At 75.2% G+C, this 22,897-nt stretch carries 4 protein-coding genes and 1 pseudogene; all 5 read right to left on the reverse strand.

The genetic code is table 11. The annotated features are described in order from the left end of the window. Window positions 1-77 precede the first annotated feature (77 nt). The gene (locus ACZ6BG_RS31760; protein WP_469007705.1) at window positions 78-1,271 is read right to left on the reverse strand and encodes an alpha-hydroxy-acid oxidizing protein; all 1,194 of its coding nucleotides are present in this window, start codon (window positions 1,269-1,271) and stop codon (window positions 78-80) included. Continuing rightward, window positions 1,268-2,053: a thioesterase II family protein gene (locus tag ACZ6BG_RS31765; protein ID WP_469007706.1), complete on the reverse strand. Its 786-nt coding sequence runs from the start codon at window positions 2,051-2,053 to the stop codon at window positions 1,268-1,270. Before ACZ6BG_RS31765 ends, ACZ6BG_RS31760 begins: the two co-directional genes overlap by 4 nt. A 17-nt stretch (window positions 2,054-2,070) precedes the next feature. Next, window positions 2,071-4,950 carry an SDR family NAD(P)-dependent oxidoreductase gene (locus ACZ6BG_RS31770; RefSeq protein ID WP_469008160.1) on the reverse strand — a complete coding sequence of 960 codons (2,880 nt, stop codon included), beginning with the start codon at window positions 4,948-4,950 and terminating at the stop codon, window positions 2,071-2,073. A 60-nt stretch (window positions 4,951-5,010) separates the two neighbouring features. After that, window positions 5,011-8,568 (reverse strand): annotated as a pseudogene (locus ACZ6BG_RS31775) (type I polyketide synthase); the annotation flags it as partial. Window positions 8,569-8,639: 71 nt separating this feature from the next. Further along, complete coding sequence (locus tag ACZ6BG_RS31780; RefSeq protein ID WP_469007707.1) at window positions 8,640-22,856, reverse strand: type I polyketide synthase; 14,217 nt, start codon at window positions 22,854-22,856, stop codon at window positions 8,640-8,642. Between the last annotated feature and the right edge of the window lie 41 nt (window positions 22,857-22,897).

Genomic DNA, 22,897 nt, shown 5'->3' on the forward strand with positions numbered 1-22,897 from the left:
GTACACAGCGAAGCGGTCCTGAGCCGCGCCTTCCGGCGCCGCTCAGGACCGCTTCAGTGGGTTGTGCGGGCCGCCCGCTAATGCGCGAGCGGACCCGACGGGACCACCAGGTCCCGGGTGATGTCCGCGATCGTCCTGCTCCCCGTGAGGGTCATCGCCAGGTCCAGATCGGCGAGCAGGCACCTCAGGACGTGTTCCACGCCCGCCTGTCCGTCAAGGGCGAGACCGTACAGGTACGGCCTGCCGAACAGGATCGCGTCCGCGCCGAGCGCGAGCGCCTTGACCACGTCCGTGCCGGTGCGCACCCCGGAGTCCATCAGGACCGGGACGTCGGGCCCGAGGGCCGCGCGCACCGCGGGCAGCGCGTCGAGCGCGGCCACACCGCCGTCCAGCTGGCGGCCGCCGTGGTTGGAGACCACGACACCGTCCGCGCCGGACGCGAGCGCCTTGCGGGCGTCGTCCGGGTGCTGGATGCCCTTGATGAGGATGGGCAGCGTCGTCCACGACCGCAGGCGCGGCAGATCGTCCCAGGTGAGCGTCGGGTTGGCCGAGATCTTCGCCCAGTGCCCGACGGCCGCCATCGCCCCGCCGCCCTCCGGCAGTTGGGCCTGGAACGCCGGGTCGCTGGTGAAGTTGGCGATGCCCTGGCCGTGCACGAACGGGATGTACGCGGTGTCCATGTCGCAGGGCCGGTAGCCGAAGGTGGGGTTGTCCACCGTGACCACGATCGCCGAGTACCCGGCCGGTTCGATCCGGCGGACCAGGGACTCGGCCACCTCCGGGTCGTTCGGCCAGTACAGCTGGTACCAGCGCGGCTCGCTCCCGGCCGCCTTCGCCACGTCCTCCATGGAGTGCGAGGAGAAGGACGACAGGACGAACGGCAGGCCGACCTCGGCGGCGGCGCGGACCGAGGCCAGCTCGCCCTCGGGGTGCGCCACCGTCTGCGCGGCCACCGGCGCGAGCAGCACCGGCGCGTCCAGGCGCTGCCCGAACAGGGTCACCGACATGTCCCGCTCGCTGACGCCCTTCCACATGCGCGGCAGCAGCCGCCAGCGCTCGAACGCCTCGCGGTTGACGTGGCCGGTGGTGCCGGTGCCCGCGTCCCCCGCGATGTAGGCGTGCGCGTGCGGTTCGAGGACCGCGCGCGCCGCCTCCTCCAGCGTCGTCAGGTCCGTGGACAGCTTCGGCTTCTGCCCGGAGATCCCGGCCAGATAGATCTGCCGGACCATCTCGGCCCGGGGCGGCCGCGCCTGACCGGTCTGCTCGCTCATGCGCCGCCCGCCTGTCCCGCCGTGCCGGGGGCCGCGGCCCGCGCCAGGTCCTCGCGGATGACGCGGGTGAGCAGCGGGACCACCGCCGGGTCGGGCTCGGTGAGGGCGAAGTGGCCGCCGGGAAGCAGCTCCAGGCGGTACTCGCCCGTGGTGTGCCGCTCCCAGTCGGCCATCTGCTCGGCCGTGTTCTTCGGGTCGTCCTCGGCGAGCAGGACCGTCAGCGGCGCCGTGACGGCGGCGCCGTCCTTGGCCTGGTAGCGGCCGAGGACCTCCTGGTCGCCGCGCATCAGCCGGATCATCTCGCCGACCATCTCGGGGTCGTTGAGGATGATGTCGGGTACGCCGCCGAGCCACCGGATGTGGCCGAGGATCTCCTCGTCGGAGTGCGCCCCGTCGGCGTGCGCCCGCCAGTCCGCCGACGGCGGCCACGCCGCCGACGCGAACAGGCGGGCCAGGCCGGCCCGCTCCTGCAGGAGCCGGGCCGACTCGAAGGCCACGAGCGAGCCGAAGCTGTGCCCGAGCAGGAACAGCGGCCGGTCGTCGAAGTCGGCGAGCGCGTCCACGATGCCCGTGGCGAGCGTCGTCACGTCCTCGGCGAACGGCTCGGACCTGCGGTCCTGCCGCCCCGGGTACTGCACGGCGAGCAGTTCGACATCGGCGGGCAGCGCCGCCGACAGAGCGGTGAACGCGATCGCGGGACCGCCGGCGTGCGGGAAGCACACCAGGCGGGCCTTGGCGTCGGGCTTCGCATGGAACGTACGAATCCATTTGTTGCGACTCATGGTGTGGGTCCCGTTCCTCAGGAGCCGAGCTTGGTGAGCAGGGCGTTCAGACGGTCGGTCACGGTGTCGCGCACCGCGTCACCGAGCTGAGCCCCGGTGACCTCGGCGAACACCGACTCCAGCTTGGTGATCTCGTCGAGCAGCGCCTGCGGGTCACCGGCGGCGTCCGCGGGGCTCGCGGCGGCGCTCTCGGCCTCGTCGGCCCCCGCGGCTCCCTCTACGTAACCCTGCTCCGCCTTCAGGTGCTCCACGAGCTCGGCCGGGGTCGGCCAGTCGTAGATGAAGGTGGCGGGCAGCTTCACGCCGGTGGTGGCGCCGAGCCGGTTGCGCAGCTCCACCGCCGTCAGCGAGTCGAAGCCGATCTGGTCGAAGGCACCGTGCGGGTCGACGACCGCCGCGGACGCGTGGCCGAGGACGGCCGCGACCTCCTGCAGGACCGTGTCCAGGAGCCGGTCGCCGGTGCCCGCGCTCTGGGCGGGGGCGTCGGCGGTGGCCGCGGCGGCCTTGCGGGCGGCGGCCGGGACCAGGTTCTTCAGGAGCGCCGGGATGGTGCCGCCGTTCGCGAGCTGGTCGCGCAGACCCTCCAGGTGCCACGCGGCGGCCACGGCCACCGCGGAGTCCCTGCGGACCGCCGCGTCGAGCAGTTCCAGACCCCGCTCCGACGTCAGCGGCGCGACGCCGATACGGCTCATGCGGGTGATGTCGGTCTCGGTCAGGCCGGAGCCCATGCCGCCGACGCCCTCCCACAGGCCCCACGCGATGGACACGCCGGGCTTGCCGATGGAACGCCGGTACTCGACGAGGCCGTCGAGGAAGGAGTTGCCCGCGGCGTAACCGCCCTGCGCGGGCGAGCCCATGGTGCCCGCGAGCGAGGAGAACAGCACGAACGCGTCCAGACCCAGGTGCTCGGTCAGCTCGTGCAGGTTCAGCGCCGCGTCCACCTTCGGGCGCAGCGACCGGTCCAGGCTCTCCGGGGTGAGGTCCGCGAGGATGCCGTCGTCCAGGACGCCCGCCGCGTGCAGGACGCTGCCGACGTGCACGCCGTCCGCCGCGAGGGAGTCCAGAGCCGCGGCGAGCGCGTCCCGGTCCGCCGCGTCGCACGCCACCACGCGCACGTCCACGCCCTGCGCGCGCAGCTCGTCGATGTCGCGCTGCGCCTCCTCCTTCGGCGCGCCGCGGCCCATCAGGACCACGCTGCGCGCGCCGTGCTCGGCCACGAGGTGCTTGGCGACGAGGCGGCCGAGCCAGCCGAGGCCACCGGTGATGAGGGCGGCGCGGGTGGTGTCGTACGGCTCGTCCGGGTCGGACAGGGCCAGGACGACCTTGCCGATGTGCCGGGCCTCGCTCAGGTACCGGAAGGCCTCGGGGGCGCGCCGGATGTCCCACACCGAGATCGGCGGGGCCTTGAGCGCGCCCTGCTGGAACAGCTCCAGGAGTTCCAGGAGCATGCCCTGGATGCGGTCGGGGCCGGGCTCGCGCACGTCGTAGGCGCGGTAGTCGACGCCCTCGTGCCGCGCGGCCACCTCGGCCGGGTCGCGCCGGTCGGTCTTGCCCATCTCCAGGAACCGGCCGCCGCGCGGAAGCAGCCGCAGCGACGCGTCGGCGAACTCGCCCGCGAGGGAGTTCAGGACGACGTCGACGCCCTTGCCGCCGGAGACGCCCAGGAAGGACTGCTCGAAGTCGAGCGTCCGGGAGGAGGCGATGTGGTCGTCGGCGACACCCGCGGCACGCAGCGCGTCCCACTTGCCCTGGCTCGCCGTCGAGTAGACCGTGGCGCCCAGGTGCCTGGCGATCTGGATGGCCGCGGTGCCGACGCCGCCGGCGCCCGCGTGGATGAGGACCGACTCGCCCTTGCCGAGCCGGGCGAGGTCCACCAGGCCGTAGTACGCGGTCAGATACGTCACCGGGACCGCGGCGGCCTGCCGGAACGACCAGCCGTCGGGGATCCGGCACACCAGGCGGTGGTCCGTCACCGTGTTCGGGCCGACGCCGTTGATGAGGCCCATCACCCGGTCGCCGGGCTTGAGGTCACTGACGCCGGGGCCGACCTCGACGACGACACCCGCGCCCTCGCCGCCACCGCCGTTGTCGGACGCGTTGGCGTCGACGGAGGCGTGGATGACGCCGAGCGCGAGCAGCGCCTCACGGAAGTTCAGACCCGCGGCGCGCAGACGCAGCCGGATCTGGCCCTCCTTGAGCGGCTCGGCGATCTCCGGCCACGGCTCGAAGGACAGGTTCGCGAACGACGACTTGGCGACGTAGTCCAGGTACCAGTTCGGCTCGTTCAGCGGCGGGCGCAGCGTGGTGCCCGCGGCCGTGGTGCTCAGGGCCGGGCGGTAGCCGGTGCCGCCGCGCAGCGCGAGCTGCGGCTCGTCGGCGGCGACGGCGACCGCGCCCGCGAGCGCCGCCCGCGAACCGGCCGTGCCGTCCTCGTCCAGGAGCGCGAAGCGGCCCGGGTGCTCGGCGACCGCCGAACGCAGCAGACCCCACACCGCGCGCTGGCCGAGCCGTCCGGTGGGCTGCTCGGCGTCCACGGCGACCGCGCCGCGCGTGACCGCGACCAGGCGGGTCGTCGACAGACGGTCGTCGGCGAGGAGGAGCTGAGCGGTCGTCAGGACGTGCCGCAGGGACGCGCGGACGGCCGCCGGGTCCGGCGTCTCGTCGGCGGCGCCCGCCGCGACGGGCAGCAGGATGACCTCGGGGGCCTCCTCGCCCTCGTCCAGGGCGTTGGACAGGGACGCCTGGTCGGCGAAGCGGCGCGGGACGACGCCGTGCGTCGCCTCGTCCGCGAAGTCGCCGATGACCGCCCACAGGTCCGTGTCACCGGACGCGGGCAGCTCCGAAAGAGCCTCCCACGACGGCACGTACAGGCCGTCGCGGTCGCTCGCGGACGCCATCGCGGCCGGGCGCAGCGCCAGCGAGCCGATCGACGCGACCGGCTTGCCCGCGGCGTCGGCGACGTCCACGGAGATCGCGTTCTGGCCGGCGGGGGCGAGCCGCACGCGCAGCGCGGCGTCGGCGGAGCCGAGGGTGCGGGCGTTGTTCCAGGCGTAGGGCAGCAGCGTCTTGCCGCCCGAGGTGTCGGTCAGGCCGCCGGCCGCCGACGGGTGCAGGGCCGCGTCGAGCAGCGCCGGGTGCAGGCCGTAGCCGCCCGTGCCGGGCTGCTTGTCGTCCGGCAGCGCCACCTCGGCGAACACCTCGTCGCCGCGCTTGTACATCGCCTTGACGCCGCGGAAGACCGGGCCGTACGACAGGCCCTTCGCGGTGAGGTCGGCGTACAGGTCGTCCAGGGCGACCGGCAGCTCATCGGCGTCCCGCGGCGGCCACACCGTGAGGTCGGCGGGGGCCGCCTCGTCGGTGGCCTTGGCGACGGAGCCGCTGGCGTTGCGCAGCCAGCCGCCCAGATCGGCCTCCCCCTCGCGGCGCGAGTGGATCGTCACCTCACGGCTGCCGGTGGCGTCCGGGGCCGCGAGGAACACCCGCAGCTGCACCTCGGTGTCCTCGGCGACGATCAGCGGCGCCTCCAGGAGCAGCTCCTCCACGACGTCGTAACCCGCCTCGCGGGCGGAGCGCGCGGCCAGGTCGAGCAGGGCGGTGCCCGGCACCAGGACCTGGTCGCCGACCTTGTGGTCGGCCAGCCACGCGTGCGTGGCCAGGGACAGGCGGCCGGTGAGCAGCAGGCCGTCGAGCTCAGGGAGTTCGGCGACGGCCGTCAGCATCGGGTGGTCGAGAGCGACCAGGCCGGCCGAGCGCACGTCACCGGCGACGACGCGCTTGTCGAGCCAGTACGGGCGGTGCTGGAAGGCGTACGTCGGCAACTCGACGCGGTGCGCGCCGTGGCCCGCGAACACCGCGGCCCAGTCGACGTCGCCGCCGCTCGTGTGGGTGCGGCCGAGCGCGGCGAGCAGCGTCTCGGTCTCCGCGTGCCGGCGGCGCAGCGAGGGGATCAGCTCGTGCGCGGAGCGCGCGGTGCGCTGCTCGGCGAGGCAGTCCGCGGCCATCGCGGTGAGGTCACCGGACGGGCCCATCTCCAGGAACCGCACGCAGCCGTCGGCGGCGAGGCTGTGCACGCCGTCCTGGAAGCGGACGGCGCTGAGCATGTGCCGCACCCAGTAGTCGGGGTCGGCCAGCTCGTCGGGCTCCACCGGCTGCCCGGTGAGGTCCGAGACGACCGTCAGCTCCGGGAAGCGGAACTCCAGGCGGGCGGCGAGCGCGCGGAACTCGGCGAGCGCGGGCTCCATCAGCGGGGAGTGGAAGGCGTGGCTGACCTTCAGCCAGGTCGCCTTGCCACCGGCCTCCTCGAACGGCTTGACGGCGGCGGCCAGCGCCTCCTTGTCGCCGGACAGCACGGTCGCGGCGGGGCCGTTGACGGCGGCGAGCGACACCTTGCCCTCGAACCCGGCGAGGAGCCCCGCCGCCTCCTCCTCGGAGGTGCGCAGCGCCACCATGGCGCCGCCCGCGGGCAACTGCTGCATGATGCGGCCGCGGGTGACGGCCAGTTGGGCGGCGTCCTCCAGGGACAGCACTCCGGCCGCGTGCACGGCCGCGAACGCGCCGACCGAGTGGCCGAGCACGGCGTCCGGGCGGATGCCCCACGACTCGAAGAGCCGGAACAGCGCCACCTCGACGGCGAACAGCGCGGGCTGCGTGTACTCGGTGCGGTTCAGGAGCTCGGCCTCGGGCGTGCCCTCGGCGGCGAAGACCACCTCGGACAGCGGCTTGGCCAGGTGCGGGTCGACCACGGCGCACACGGCGTCGAAGGCCGCGGCGTACGCGGGGAACGTCGCGTACAGCTCCTTGCCCATGCCCGGGCGCTGCGAGCCCTGCCCGGCGAAGAGGAACGCGGTGCGGCCCTCGACCGCCTTGCCGCGCACGACCTCGGCGCCCGCCGTGTCGTCGGCCAGGGCGCGCAACTGGGTGAGCAGGGACGCGCGGTCGGCGGCCGTCAGGACGGCGCGGTGCGCCAGGTGGGCGCGCGCGGTGGCCAGGGACAGGCCGAGCGGCACGAGGCCCTCGGCGGTCACGGAGGGCTCAGCCGTCAGGTGCTGGTGCAGCCGGTCGGCCTGGGCGCGCAGGGCGGCCTCGGTCGTGGCCGAAAGGACGTGCGGGACGGCGGGCAGCGGCTTGGCGGCCGGCTCCTCGGCGGGCCGCTCGGCGGGCTCGGGGGCCTGCTCCAGGATGACGTGCGCGTTGGTGCCGCCGATGCCGAAGGAGGACACGGCGGCGCGGCGCGGCCGGTCGACCTGGGGCCACGGCTTGGCCTCGGTCAGCAGCTCCAGGGTGCCGGTGGACCAGTCGACGTTCGGGCTGGGCTCGTCCACGTGCAGCGTCTTGGGCATCACGCCGTGCTGCAGCGCCATCGTCAGCTTGATGAGGCCACCGACACCGGCGGCCGCCTGGGCGTGCCCGATGTTGGACTTCAGGGAGCCGAGGTACAGCGGGTTGTCCGCGGTGCGGGCCGCGCCGTACGTGGCGAGCAGCGCGTTGGCCTCCAGCGGGTCGCCGAGCGGCGTGCCCGTGCCGTGCGCCTCCAGGAGGTCGACGTCGGCGCCGCTCAGGCCGGTCCCGGCAAGCGCCTGCTTGATCAGGGCTTCCTGGGCCGGGCCGTTGGGCGCGGTCAGGCCGTTGCTCGCGCCGTCCTGGTTGACGGCCGAGCCGCGCACCACCGCGAGGACGGGGTGGCCGAGGCGGCGCGCGTCGGACAGGCGCTCGACGAGCAGCAGGCCCGCGCCCTCCGCCCAGGCGGTGCCGTCGGCGGACGCCGCGAAGGACTTGCAGCGGCCGTCCTTCGACAGGCCGCGCTGACGGCTGAACTCCACGAAGGAGTTGGGGGTCGCCATCAGCGTCGCGCCGCCCGCGAGGGCCAGCGAGCACTCGCCGCGGCGCAGCGAGTTGACGGCCAGGTGCAGCGCCACCAGGGACGACGAGCACGCCGTGTCCACGGTGATCGCCGGGCCCTGCAGGCCGAAGGTGTACGACACGCGGCCGGAGGCGACGCTGCCGGTGCTGCCGATGGTCAGGTACGCCTCGTACTCCTCCGGGGCGGGGGACAGGCGCGCCGCGTAGTCGTCGTACATGGTGCCGACGAACACGCCGGTGCGGCTGCCGCGCAGCGTCGCCGGGTCGATGCCCGCGCGCTCGAAGGCCTCCCAGGCGGTCTCCAGGAGGAGCCGCTGCTGGGGGTCGATCGCGTGCGCCTCACGCGGGGAGATGCCGAAGAACTCGGGGTCGAACTGGGCGGCGTCGTAGAGGAATCCGCCCTGCTCGACGTAGGAGGTGCCGGCGTGGTCGGGGTCCGGGTCGAACAGGTTGGACAGGTCCCAGCCGCGGTCGGTGGGGAAGGCCCCGACCGCGTCGACCTCGTCGGTGACCAGCTGCCACAGGTCCTGCGGCGAGCTGACGCCGCCGGGGAAGCGGCAGCCCATGCCGACGATCGCTATCGGTTCCTCGTCGCGCTCCTTGGCGCGGGCGTTCGCGGCCTTCAGCCGCTCGTTCTCCTTCAGCGCGGCCCGCAACGCGTCGACGACTTGCTGGGGTGATGTGGACGCCATCGTGTCTCTCTCCATAGTTCCCTGCTGGGGCTGTGTCAGGACTCGCTGTCGCCTAGAGCCAGGCGGATCAAGTCGTCGGTGTTCATGTCGTCCAGGAGGCTTTCGCTCTCGGACAAGTCGGTGCCGATCAAGGCGTTCTGCGGGTCGTGCGGACCGGCTTCGCCGTGCGCCGCGGACTCCTCGACGGGCTCGGGAGCGAGCGCGCCGAGCAGCCACTGCGCGAGGGAACCGGGGGTCGGGTGGTCGAAGACCAGGGTCGGCGGCAGCTTGATGCCGGTCGCGGCGATCAGCCGGTTGCGCAGCTCCACCGCGGTCAGCGAGGTGAAGCCGAGGTCCTGGAAGCGCCGGCCCGCCGAGACCTGCCCCGGCTCCTGGCCGAGGACCGCGGCGACCTCGGCGCGGATGAGCTGCAGCACGATGTGCCGGTGCTCGCGCTCGGGCGCCCGGCCCAGCTTCTCGCGCAGCTCCGCCGCCGTGTCCTTCGGGGGAGCCACGGCCGCCGCGCGGTGCGGGGCCAGGCCCTTGAGGAGCGCGGGGGCGGTCGCCTTGTCCAGGGCGCGCGGGTCGAGCACGAAGGCCGCGAGGACCGGAGCGCCGTCGTCGAGCGCCGCGTCGAACAGGGCGAGCCCGTCCTCGGCGGACAGCGTCCCGATGCCGGAGCGCTGCAGCCGCAGCAGGTCGGCCTCGCTGAGGCCGCCCGTCATCGTGGACTCGTCCGCCCACAGGCCCCACGCCACGGACAGCGCGGGCCGCCCCTCGGCGCGGCGCCGCTGCGCGAGGCCGTCCAGATAGGCGTTGGCCGCCGCGTAGTTGGCCTGGCCCGGGGTGCCGAGCGTGCCCGCGAACGACGAGAACAGCACGAACGCCGTCAGGTCCAGATCGCGCGTCAGCTCGTCCAGGAGCGCGGCGCCCACGGCCTTGGGCCGCAGGACCGTGTCCAGGCGCTCCGGGGTGAGGGAGCCGACGACGGCGTCGTCGAGGACACCGGCCGCGTGCACCACACCGGTCAGCGGGTGCTCGGCCGGGACCGCGCCGAGCACCCCCGCGAGCGCGGCCCGGTCGGCCGTGTCGCAGGCCGCGACCCGCACCTCGGTGCCGGTGGCCCGCAGGGAGGCCACGAACTCCTCGGCGTCCGGGGTGCTCATGCCGCGGCGGCCGGTCAGCAGCAGTCGGCGTACGCCGTGCTCCGTGACGAGATGCCGGGCGAGCAGGCGGCCCAGGGTGCCGAGGCCGCCGGTGATCAGGACGTGGCTCGTGCCGTCGAAGACCGGGGTGGCGGCCTGGCCAAGCCCGGCCCGCTCACCGGGGGTGCGCGGCTCGTGCTTGTGCAGCAGCGGCACCGTCATCCGCCCGGCGCGCAGCGCCAGTTGGGGGTCGTCGCTGGCCGCGGCCTGGACCACGCCGGGCGCGGACTCGGGGCGCCCGTCGGTGTCGATGAGGGTGAAGCGGCCCGGGTTCTCCGTCTGCGCCGAGCGCAGCAGGCCCCACACCGGGGCCCCGGTCAGGTCGACGCTCTCGTCGGCGCCGACCGCGACCGCCCGCTCCGTCACCACGGCGAGCCGGGATCCGGTCAGACGGGTGTCGGCGAGCCAGTCCTGGGCCAGGGCGAGGGCCGCGCGGGTGGCGGCGGCAGGCCCCTCGGTGGGTCCACCGGGTTCGGTGGACCCACCGGCCGTGGCGGGCCCGGTGGTGGCGGGCTCGCTGATGGGGGATCCGCTGGGTGCGGCGGATCCGCCAAGTCCGGTGGCGACGACGACGGTCGGCACCGCTGCCCCGTCGTCGAGCGCCCGGCGCAGTCCGGCCAGGTCGGGGTAGGCGTCCACCGACACCCCCGCGGCCCGGACCACGCCCGTCAGGTGGGAGCGGTCGTGACCCACGACCGCCCAGGTGCCCTCCGGGGTCGCCCCCGGCGTCTGCGGCTCGGCCCAGTCCAGGGCGAACAGCGCCGCCCCGTCGGCCGATGCGGCCGATGCGGCCGAAGCGAGCGTCTCCGCCGGAAGCTCGCGCACCGCGAGGGTTTCGGCGTCGAGAACCGGCGTACCGGTTTCGTCGGCGATGTGCACGGAGCAGGAGTCCCTTTCGTGTTGCCGGATGCGGACGCGCAGCGCGGTCGCGCCGGGCGTGTAGAGGGTCAGGCCGCTCCAGGCGAACGGCACCACGAGCCGGGTGCCCTCGCCGCTCGTGCCGCTGACCAGGGTCTGCAGCGCGGAGTCGAGCGCGGCCGGGTGCAGTTGGAAGCCGCGGCCGTGCGTGTGCGCCTCCGCGGGCAGCTCCACCTCGGCGTAGACGTCGGCGCCCCGGCGCCAGACGGCGCGCAGCCCCTGGAAGGAGGGCCCGTACTCGTACCCGATCTTGGCGAGTTCGGAGTAGAGGCCGTCGATGGGCACCGGCACCGCGTTCAGCGGCGGCCACAGGGCCAGGGCGGCGGAGCCCTCCGGGTCGGCGGTGGGCTCGGCGACCTCCAGGACACCGGCCGCGTACCGCTTCCAGTCGTCCTTCGCCGCGGCCTCGGGCCGGGAGTACAAGGTGAAGGCGCGCGATCCGTCCGCGTCGGCCGGGCCCACCATCAGCTGCAGGCCCATCGGCTCGGACAGCAGCAGTGGCCGCTCGAGGGCGATGTCGCTGACGCGCTCCGCGCCGGACTTGCGTCCCGCGTACAGGGCGAGTTCGGCGACGGCCGCGCCCGGGAGCAGCGGCTGGCCCATCAAGGTGTGGTCGGCCAGCCAGTGGTGCACCTCCGGGTCGATCTCACCCGTGAACAACCAGCCTTGGCCACCGGCCAGTTCGACGGCCTGGCTCAGCAGCGGGTGCCCGGTGGAGTTCTGCGCGGGCGCGCTGCTCGAGGCGGTCAGCCAGTAGCTCTCGCGCTGGTACGCGTACGTGGGCAGCGCCACCGTACGGCCGCCGCGCAGCAGGTCGCCCCACTCCACGGTGACGCCCTGCGCGTGCGCCTCGCCGAGTGCGAGCGCGAACCGGGCGAGGCTGCCGTCGCCGCGGTGCAGCGTACCGACGGCCGCCGCGTCCCGGACGCCCGCGCGGCGCGCGGTCTCCACGACCGCCGACGTCAGGACGGGGTGCCCGCCGGTCTCGACGAACGTGCGGTAGCCGAGGCCCACCAGGCTGCTCACCGCGCGGTGGAACTCCACCGGCGAGCGCAGCCCGCGCGCCCAGTACCCGGCGTCGAGGCGCGCGGTGTCCACGGCCTCGCTGTCCACCGTCGAGTAGAACGGCACCTGCGAGGAGCGCGGGGTGATCCCGTCGAGCAGACCGGGCAGTTCGGCCGCTGCCGCGTCCGCGGCCGCCGTGTGCGCGGCGTGCCCGGCGTCGACGCGGCGGGCCGTGATCCGCTCCGTCGCGCAGGCCGCGAGCAGCATCTCCAGGGCCGCGGGCTCACCCGCGACGACCGTGGACGAGGGGCTGTCGACGGCCGCGACGGCGATCCGCCCCGCGGAGCCGGTGATCCGGGCCTCGGCCGCGGCCCGCGGCAGGCCCACGGCGACCGCGCCGCCGCGGCCCGCGAGGTGCTCGGCGATCAGCTTGGAGCGGACCGCGACGACCCGGGCGGCGTCCGTCAGGGACAGCCCGCCGGTGACGGCGACGGCCGCCAGTTCGCCGTGGCCGTGGCCGACGACCGCGGCCGGCTCGACGCCGTGCGCGCGCCACAGCTCCGCGAGCGACACCATCACGGCCCACGACAGGGGCTGCGTGATGTCGACGCGGTCCGGGCTGCCCGCCAGTTCGGTGGCGAAGTCCCAGTCGACGAACGGGGCGAGCGCGTCCCCGCACTCCCGCATCCGGTCCGCGAAGACCGGCTCGGACTCCATCAACTCACGGGCCGCGCCCGCCCAGTGCGCGTCCTCGCCGGGGAAGACGAAGACCGCGTCACCGGCCTGCCGGGCCTTGCCCACGACCGTCAGCGGCGACTGCTCGCCCCGGGCGACGGCCTCAAGACCGGCCAGCAGCTCGTCCCTGCCGCCCGCGACCACCACGGCCCGGTGCTCCAGGGCCGCACGGCCGCGCACCAGCGACGCGGCCACGTCGACCGGCGCGAGCCCGGGCCGCCCGGCGACGTGCGCCCGCAGCCGCTCGGCCTGCGCGCGCAGCGCCGCCGGGCTCTTCGCCGACACCGTCCACGGCACCACGGCGGGCGCCGGGACCGGTGCCCCTTCGGCCGCGGCGGCCTCGGTGTCGGGGACCGGCTGCTCCAGGATCACGTGCGCGTTCGTACCGCTGACGCCGAACGAGGAGACGCTGGCGCGGCGGGCGCGGCCGGTCTCGGGCCACGGCCGCTCCTCGGTGAGCAGCGACACCGCGCCCGAGGTCCAGTCGACGTGGGTCGTCGGCCGGTCGACGTGCAGGGTGCGGGGCAGCACGCCGTGCCGCATCGCCATGATCATCTTGATGACGCCGCCGACGCCCGAAGCCGCCTGCGCGTGCCCGATGTTGGACTTCAGCGAGCCCAGGTACAGCGGCTTGTCGGCGTCGCGGCCCTGACCGTAGGTGGCGAGCACGGCCCGCGCCTCGATCGGGTCGCCCAGCTTGGTGCCGGTGCCGTGCGCCTCGACGGCGTCGACGTCGGCGGCGGCCAGGCCCGCGAAGGCCAGCGCGTCCCTGATGACCCGCTCCTGCGAGGGGCCGTGCGGGGCGGTGATGCCGTTGCTCGCGCCGTCCTGGTTGACCGCCGAGCCGCGCACGACCGCGAGGACCTCGTGGCCGTTGCGGCGCGCGTCGGAGAGCCGCTCCAGGAGCAGCACGCCCACGCCCTCGCTCCAGCCGAGCCCGTCCGCGGACTCCGAGAACGACTTGCAGCGCCCGTCCACGGAGAGGCCGCGCTGGCGGCTGAACTCCTGGAACGTGCTGGGCGACGACATGATCGCGACACCGCCCGCGAGCGCCAGGTCGCACTCGCCGCCGCGCAGCGCCTGCGCCGCCAGGTGCAGCGACACCAGCGACGAGGAGCAGGCCGTGTCGACGGTGACCGCCGGGCCCTGCAGGCCGAACGTGTACGACACGCGGCCGGAGGCCACGCTCGGCGAGTTGCCGATGAAGCGGTTCGCCTCCACGTCGTCGGGCGCGGTGTGCAGACGCGAGGTGTAGTCGCTGTACATCACGCCGCTGAACACGCCGGTGCGGGTGCCGTGCAGGGACGTCGGGGCGATGCCCGCGCTCTCCACGGCCTCCCAGCTGGTCTCCAGGAGCAGCCGCTGCTGCGGGTCGAGACGGACGCTCTCACGGGTGCTCAGACCGAAGAACTCGGCGTCGAACTGGTCGGCGTCGTACAGGAACCCGCCGTGGCGCGTGTAGGACTTGCCGTGCCGGTCCGGGTCGGGGTCGTACAGGTCCTCCACGTCCCAGCCGCGGTTCTCCGGGAACGGGCCGATCGCGTCGGTGCCGGACGCCACCAGGTTCCACAGGTCCTCGGGGGAGCGGGTGTCGCCCGGGTAGCGGCAGGCCATGCCGACGATGACGACGGGGTCGTCCTGCGCGGCCGAGGCGCGCGCGGGGACCGCCTTCGCGGCCTCCTCGGGCCGCTCGTCACCGGCGACCTCGGCGACCTGCGCGAGGAGGTGGTCGACGAGCGCGCCCGGCGAGGGGTGGTCGAAGACCAGCGTGGTCGAGAGCGCCACACCGGAGGCGGCACCGAGCCGCCCGCGCAGTTCGAGGGCCGTCAGCGAGTCCATGCCGAGGTCCTTGAACGCCACGGCGTCGGCGACGGCCGCGGGGCCCGCGAGCCCGAGCACGGCCGCCACGGTCGAGCGGACCAGGTCCGTGACCGCGCGCCGCCGCTCGCCCTCGGGCAGCGCCGCCGTCGTACGCGCCCACGTGGACGCGTCCGCACCGGCCGCCGCGGCCTTGGCCACCGTGCGGCGGCGCGCGGTGCGCACCAGGCCGCGCAGGAGCGCGGGCGCGGACTGGGAGGCGTCCGCGTCGCGCAGCGCGGCCAGGTCCAGCTCGGCCGCGAGGAACACCGAGTCGGTGGTCGTGAGGGCCGCGTCGAAGATCTCCGCGCCGCGCGCGGCCGTGATCGGGGCGAGCCCGCTGCGCCGCCAGCGCGCCAGGTCGCCCTCGGACAGCGTCCCCGCCATGCCGTCGGTGCCCCACAGGCCCCAGGCCAGCGAGGTGGCGGGCAGGCCCCGGTCGCGGCGGTGCCGGGCCAGGGTGTCGAGGAAGACGTTGGCCGCCGCGTAGTTGGCCTGGCCCGCGTTGCCGATGAGGCCCGCGATCGAGGAGAACAGCACGAAGGCCGCGAGCGGCGCGTCGGCGGTCAGCTCGTGCAGGTTCCAGGCGGCGTCCGCCTTCGGCCTGAGGACCGCGTCCAGGTCGGCGTCCGTGAGGTTCTGCAGGGTGGCGTCGGCCAGCACGCCCGCGGTGTGGACGACGGCGGTCAGCGGGGCTTCCGCGGGTACGCCGGAGAGCAGCTCCGCGAGCGCGGCGCGGTCGGCCACGTCGCAGGCCGCGACGGTGACCTCGGCGCCCAGGCCCTCCAGGAACGCGGTGAGTTCACCGACGCCCTCGGCGGCCGGGCCGCGGCGGCTGGTCAGGAGCAGACGGCGGACGCCGTGCCGGGTGACGAGGTGCTCGGCGAAGAGCCGGCCGAGGGCGCCGGTGCCGCCGGTGATGAGGACGGTGCCCTCGGGGTCGAGGACGGTGCCGGTGGGGTCGAGGGCGGGGGCCGTCCGGCCCGTGGTGCTGTCGGCCGGGGTGGCCGGAGTGGCCGGGTTGGCCGGGGTGCGCTCCAGGGTGGGCTCGTGCAATTCCCCTGCGCGGAGCGCCAGTTCGCCCCCGTCGGCTACGACGGCCAGGGCGGCGGCGACGGCCTGCGCGGGCAGCGTGGCGTGGGCGTCGGTGTCGGTGTCGGCGTGGATCTGGGCGTCGGTGTGGGCATCGGCGTAGGTGCCCGCCACGTCCAACAGGGCGAAGCGCCCCGGGTGTTCGCTGCGCGCGGTGCGCACGAGCCCCCACGCGGCGGCGCCGGGCAGGTCCCGCACCGCCTCGTCGGCGCCCGCGGCCACCGCGCCCTGGGAGAGCAGAAGGAGTCGGCTCGGCGCCAGGCGCTCGTCGGTCAGGCAGCGCCGGACGGCGTCCAGGGCGTCGGCGGCCGCGGTGTGCGCGGCGTCGGCGACGGCTCCGGAGGTGCCCGCGGCGCCGGGCTCGGGGCGGGTCAGGACGACCACGTCCGGGGCGCCCGCGCCGAGCACGGCGTCCAGGGCGGCGGCGTCCGCGTAGCCCTCGGCGATCACACCGGCGGCGGTCAGCGCCGCCGCGAGGCCGAGCGGGTCGGCGCCGAGCACGGCCCAACGGCCCGCCGCGGCAACGGCGTCGGCCTCCACCGCGGCGGGAGCCTGTCGCACCGGCTTCCAGCCGAAACGGTAGAGCCCGTCGTGGTGCGCGCCCGCCCGCTGCGCGAGCCGGTCGGCGGGCAGCGCCCGCAGGACCACCGAGCCGACGGTGAGCACCGGCTCGCCGCCGGGTGTGACGGCGGTCAGGGTGGCGCCGTCACGCCCCGCCGGGGTCAGCCGCACCCGCAGCGCCGTGGCGCCCGCGGCGTGCAGCGTGACGCCGTCGAAGGAGAACGGAAGCCGCAGTTCGTCGCTCAGGCCGCCCTCGGGCCCGGCGAGCAGCAGCGCGTGCAGGGCCGCGTCCAGGAGCGCCGGGTGGACGCCGTACCCGGCGGCCTCGGCGTGCAGGTCGGCGGGCAGCGCCACCTCCGCGTACCGGTCCTCGCCCGCCTGCCAGGCGCCGACGAGACCCTGGAAGGCCGGGCCGTAGGTGTAGCCGAGATCGTTCAGGCGGTCGTACACCCCGTCGACGTCGATCGGCGTCGCGCCCCGCGGCGGCCAGACCTCGCCGATGGCCGACGGCGCGTCGCCGTCCACCGCGAGGACGCCCGACGCGTGCCGCGTCCAGCCGCCCTCGTCCCACGGCTCGCCCTGGCCCGCGCTCTCCTGGCGGGAGTAGACGGCCACCGGACGCTGACCGGCGCCGTCGGTCGCGCCGACGGTCACCTGGACGCGGACCGCCCCGTCCACGGGCACGATCAGCGGCTCCTCCAGGACGACCTCGCGCAGCCGGTCGCAGCCCAGACGGTCGCCCGCGGCCACGGCCAGCTCGACCATCGCGGTGCCCGGGAGCAGCGCGGCACCGGCGATGACGTGGTCGGCGAGCCACGGGTGGCCGCGCAGCGAGAGCCGTCCGGTCAGGAGCAGGCCGTCGCCCTCGGCGAGGCTCGTCATGCCGCCGAGCAGCGGGTGGTCGGCGGGGGAGATGCCGAGGCCGGTGGCGTCGGCCGCGGCGGCGGGCGCGTCGAGCCAGTAGCGCTCGCGCTGGAAGGCGTACGTGGGCAGGTCGGTGCGCAGGGCGCCGGGGAAGAGGCGCGCGGTGTCGGGCGCGGCGCCGCGCAGCGCCGCGTGGCCGAGCGCGGCGGCGACGGTCAGGGACTCGGCCCTGCCCTTGCGGAGGACCGCGACGGGTGCCGCCGCCTCCGCCTGCTCCTCGCCCAGGCAGTTGCGGACCATGGCGGCGAGCACGGCGTCCGGGCCGAGTTCCACGTACGCGGTGACGCCCGCGTCGCGCAGGACGCGCACGCCGTCCTGGAAGCGGACGGTGCCGCGCAGGTGGCTCGTCCAGTAGTCGGGCGAGGCCAGCTCCTCGGGGGTGGCGAGGGCGCCGGTGAGGTTGGAGACGACGGGGATGCGCGGGGCGGAGTACGTCAGACCGGCGGCGACCGCGCGGAACTCGTCGAGGACGCCGTCCATGTGGTGCGAGTGGAAGGCGTGGCTGACCTTCAGGCGCGAGGTGCGGCGACCCTGCTCCTTGAAGGCGGCGGCCAGTTCGAGCGCGGCGTCCTCGTCGCCGGTCACGACGGCGGCGAGCGGGCCGTTGATCGCGGCGACGTCCAGGCGTCCCGCGTACGCGGGCAGGGCCTCGCGGACCTCCTCCTCGGTGGCCTCGACGGCGACCATCGCGCCCCCGCCCGGCGCGGCCTGCATCAGCCGGCCGCGGGCCGCGACAAGGGCGCAGGCGTCCGCGAGACCGAGCACGCCCGAGACGTGGGCGGCGGCCAGCTCCCCGACGGAGTGGCCGATGAGGTAGTCGGGGGAGAGGCCGCTGTGCTCCATGAGGCGGAACAGCGCGACCTCGACGGTGAACAGCGCCGCCTGCGTGTACAGCGTCTGGCCGAGCAGCGCGGCCTCGTCGCTGCCCTCGGCGGCGAACATCACGTCCTTCACCGCGTGCGGCAGATGCGGGTCGAGGTGCGCGCACACCGTGTCGAGGGCGACGGCGAACGCCGGGCAGTTCTCGTACAGCTCCCGCCCCATGCCGAGGCGCTGGCTGCCCTGCCCGGTGAACAGGAACGCCGTCCCGCCCTTGGTGGAGCGGCCGGTGACCGCCTTCGTGGGGACGGCGGGCGGGCCCGCGAGGACCTCGGCGGCCGACTCGCCCGCGGCGAGCGCGGTCAGGCCGCGGACGAAGCCGTCGCGGTCCTCGGCGACGACGGCCGCCGTGTGCGCGAACAGGGTGCGCGCGGACATCAACGACAGGCCGATGTCGGCGAGTTCACGCTCGGGGTGCTCGGCGACGAAGTCCCGCAGCCGGGCCGCCTGGTCACGCAGCGCGTCCTCGGTGCGGCCGGACAGCAGCCACGGCGTGGCCGGGACCGGCGCGGGCCCGACGGCGCGCGGCGCGGGCTCGACGGCGGGCGCCTGCTCCACGATGACGTGGGCGTTGGTGCCGCTGATGCCGAACGAGGAGATGCCCGCGCGGCGGGCGCGGCCGGTCTCGGGCCAGGGGCGCGCCTCGGTCAGGAGCGTCACGGCGCCGGCGGTCCAGTCGACGTGGCTGCTGGGCGTGTCGACGTGCAGCGTGCGCGGCAGGACGCCGTGGCGCATCGCCATCACCATCTTGATCAGACCGCCGACGCCCGCCGCGGCCTGTGCGTGGCCGACGTTGGACTTCAGCGAGCCCAGGTACAGCGGCTCCACGGCGCCGTCGCGCTGCCCGTACGTCGCGAGCAGTGCCTGGGCCTCGATCGGGTCGCCCAGCTTGGTGCCGGTGCCGTGCGCCTCGACGGCGTCCACGTCGGCGACGGTCAGGTCCGCCCCGGCGAGCGCGTCGAGGATGACCCGCTCCTGGGAGGGGCCGTTGGGGGCGGCGATGCCGTTGCTCGCGCCGTCCTGGTTGAGCGCGGAGCCGCGCACGACGGCGAGGACCTCGTGGCCGCCTCGGCGCGCGTCGGAGAGGCGCTCCAGCATCAGCATGCCCGCGCCCTCGGCCCAGCCGGTGCCGTCGGCGGAGTCGGCGAACGCCTTGCAGCGCCCGTCGGGGGACAGGCCGCGCTGGCGGCTGAACTCCATGAACAGGCCGGGGCTCGACATCACGGTGACGCCGCCCGCGAACGCGAGGTCGCACTCGCCGTCGCGCAGCGCCTGCGCGGCCATGTGCACGGCCACGAGCGAGGAGGAGCACGCGGTGTCGACGGTGACGGCGGGGCCCTGCAGGCCGAAGGTGTACGAGGCGCGGCCGGAGACCACGCTGGTGAAGTTGCCGGTGATCAGATAGCCGCTCGCGGTCTCGTCGGCGGCGTCGAGGCGGGGGCCGTAGTCCTGCTTGATGGCGCCGACGTACACGCCGGTGCCGCTGCCGCGCAGCACGGAGGGGTCAATTCCGCTTCGCTCGACGGTCTCCCACACCGTCTCCAGGATCAGCCGCTGCTGCGGGTCGAGACCGAGGGCCTCGCGCGGGCTGATGCCGAAGAACTCCGCGTCGAACAGGTCCGCGTCGTGCAGGAAGCCGCCCTCGCGGGCGTAGGAGCGGCCCGCGCGGTCCGGGTCGTCGTCGAACAGGGCGTCCAGCGGCCAGCCGCGGTTCTCGGGGAACGGCGAGATGGCGTCGCGGCCGTCGAGGACGAGCTGCCACAGGTCCTCGGGCGACGTCACGTCGCCGGGGAAGCGGCAGGCCATGGAGACGATCACGATCGGGTCGTCCGCGGCGCCGCCCCGCGCGGCCGCCTTGCGTCCGCTCGCCTTCGGCGCGGTCTTCGTGCCGAGGATCTCCTCGGCGATGCGGGCGGCGAGGTTCCGCGGCGTCGGGTGGTTGAAGAGCAGCGTGGCCGGGAGCTTCAGACCGGTCGCCTCGACCAGGCGGTTGCGCATCTCCACGGCCGTCACCGACTCGAAGCCGAGGTCGATGAACGCGCCCTCGGGGTCGACGTCGGCGCCGCTGTCGTGGCCGAGCACCAGGGCCGCCTCGGCGCGCACCAGGTCGAGCGCCCGCTCCAGGGTCTCCTCCGGGCTCAGCCCGCGCAGCCCCGACTCGTCGTCGAAGTCGGCTGCGTCGGCCGGGTCGGCTGTGCCGGGGGCGCCGGGGGTGTCGTACTCCGCCCGCGCCGGGGCGGCCGTCGCCGGTACGAGGCCGGCGCGCGGCTCGTCCGCGGCGGGGGCCTGCGACGTGGCGGGCACGGCGTCGGCCGCGGGGGCCGCGGTGCCGGTCGCGTCAGCGGCAGGGGCGGTGCCCGCGAGGCCCTCCAGCCAGTAGCCGCGCCGCTGGAACGCGTACGTCGGCAGCTTCACGACCGAGGCGTCCGCAGGGAACGCCGGACGCCAGTCCACGTCCACGCCACTGGCGTTGAGCTGCGCGAGCGAGGTGAGGAACCGGCGCCGGCCGTCCTCGCCGCGGCGCAGCGTGCCGACGATCGCCGCGTCCGAGCCGACGTCCTCCGTGATCTGCTGCAGCGCCATGCCGAGCACCGGGTGCGGGGTGATCTCGACGAACGCGTCGGTCTCGGGGGCGAGTTCACGGACGGTGCGCTCGAAGTTCACGGTGCCGGTGAGGTTGCTCATCCAGTACGCGCCGTCGAGCACCGGCCCGGCCACGCGCTCGCCGGTGATGGTCGAGTACATCGGCAGCGTCGGCGTGCGCGGCTGGATCGGCTCCAGGAGGCCGAGGATCTCCTCGCGCAGGACCTCCATCCACGCGCAGTGCGGCGCCAGGTCGATCTGGATGCGCCGGGCCTGTACGCCCTCGGCGACCAGCTCGGCCTGCAGGGCCTCGATGGCCTCGACGTCACCGGACAGCGTGAACAGGCGCGGCCCGTTGATGGTGGAGACGAAGAGGCGGTCCCGCCACGCGGACAGGCGCGGCGTGACCTCGGCGACCGGCAGCGGCACCGAGAGCATCGTGCCCTGGCCGACGACGGCCAGCATCGCCTTGCTCCACAGCGCCACCACCCGCGCGCCGTCCTCCAGGGACAGGGCGCCGGAGACCACGGCGGCGCTGATCTCGCCGTTGCTGTGCCCGACGACGGCGTCCGGCTCGACGCCGAACGACTGCCACAGGGCGGCGAGGGACACCATGACTGCGAACAGGGCGGGCTGGGCGACGTCCTCGCGCTCCAGCGAGGCCGCGCCGGGCGCGTCGCGGAGCACGGCCTCCAGGTCCCAGTCGATGTGCGGCGCGAGCGCGGCCGCGCACTCGTCGATACGGGCCCGGAACACGTCCGAGGCGTCGAGAAGGTCGCCCGCCATGCCGGTCCACTGCGGGCCCTGGCCGGGGAAGACGAACACGACGCGCTCGCGCGGCTTGGCGGTGCCGCTGATCCGCGTGGCCGAGCGGCGGCCCTCGGCGAGCGCGGCCAGCTCGGCGGTCAGCTCCTCACGGCCGGAGCCGAGGACGACGGCGCGGTGCTTGAAAGCGGTACGCGTGGTGGCGAGCGAGAGCCCGATGTCCGCGGCGGTCCCGGTGCCGCCCTCCAGGTGGGCGAGGAGCCGCTCGGCCTGGGCGCGCACGGCGGCGGTGGTGCGGCCGGAGACGAGCCAGGGGAGGGTGTCGCCGCGCAGGGACGGGGAGCCCGTGGCCACCGCTTCCTGACGATCCGTCACATCGGCTGCGGCCGCATCGCTCTCCGCACCGCCCGAGACCTCCCCGGCGCCCGCCGGAGCTTCCGTGCCCTCGGGCGCCGAAGCCACCACGACATGGCAGTTGGTCCCGCCGACGCTGAACGACGAGACACCGGCGAGCCGCTCGCCCTCGCCCGGCCAGTCGCCCACCGTGTCCTGCACCCGCAGGTTCAGCTCGGCCATGGGGATGTGGGGGTTGGGCGAGGCGTAGTGGAGGCTCGGCGGGAGCTGGCCGTGGGTGAGGGAGAGGACGACCTTCAGGAGCCCGGCCATCCCGGCCGCGGCGCCCAGGTGTCCGATGTTGGTCTTCACGGAGCCGACGAGCAGCGGCTCCCCGGCGGGCCGGGCGGCGCCGAGCACGGCGCCGAGTGCGGCGGCCTCGACGGGGTCGCCCACGGGGGTGCCGGTGCCGTGCAGTTCGACGTAGCCGACCTCGGCGGGCGCGGTCCCGGCCCGCTCGTGGGCGCGGCGCAGCAGGTCGCGCTGGGCGTCCTCGTGCGGCACGGTCAGGCCCGCGCCGCCGCCGTCGTTGTTCACGGCGCTGCCGCGCAGCACGGCGTGCACGCGGTCGCCGTCGGCGAGGGCACGCCGCAGCGTCTTCAGGACGACGACGGCGCCGCCCTCACCGCGTACGTAGCCGTTGGCGCGGGAGTCGAAGGTGTAGCACCGGCCGTCGGGGGACAGGCCGCCGAACTTCTGGGCCAGGGCGGTCTTCTCGGGCGCCAGGTGCAGTTCGACGCCGCCCGCGAGGGCGACCTCGGACTCGCCGTTGCGCAGCGACTGGCAGGCCATGTGCACGGCGACCAGGGAGGAGGCCTGGCCCGCGTCGACGGTCAGGCTCGGGCCGCGCAGGCCGAGCACGTACGAGACGCGGTTGGCGATGAGGCTGCGGTCGAGGCCGGTGAAGGAGTGGTGGGTGACGTTCGAGCCGTCGGCGGCGCGGTGCACGAGGTCGGCGTAGTCGCCGGTGGTCGCGCCGAGGAAGATGCCGGTGTCACCGCCCTGGAGGTCGGCGGGGACGACGCCGGCCTGCTCCAGGGCCTCCCAGCCCAGTTCGAGTACGAGCCGCTGCTGCGGGTCCATCATCGCCGCCTCGCGCGGCGGGATGTTGAAGAAGCCCGGGTCGAAGCGGTCGATCCCGTCGAGGAAGGCACCCTTGCCCGCCGGGCCGTGCTCGATGCCGAGGCCGAGCTCCGCGCGCTCCGCGGGCATGTCGGTGACGGCGTCCTGCCCGGTCACGAGCAGCCGCCAGTACGCCTCGGGATCGTGGGCGCCGGGGAAGCGGCAGGACATCCCGACGACGGCTATGGGTTCCCCGGCAAGCCCTGCATCGCTGCGGGTGTTGTCAACAGACATGCCATTCCTCACTGAAGGTCAAGCGGTGTTCTAGGGAGAGC

The sequence above is a fragment of the Streptomyces sp. NPDC041205 genome, from assembly GCF_055591765.1.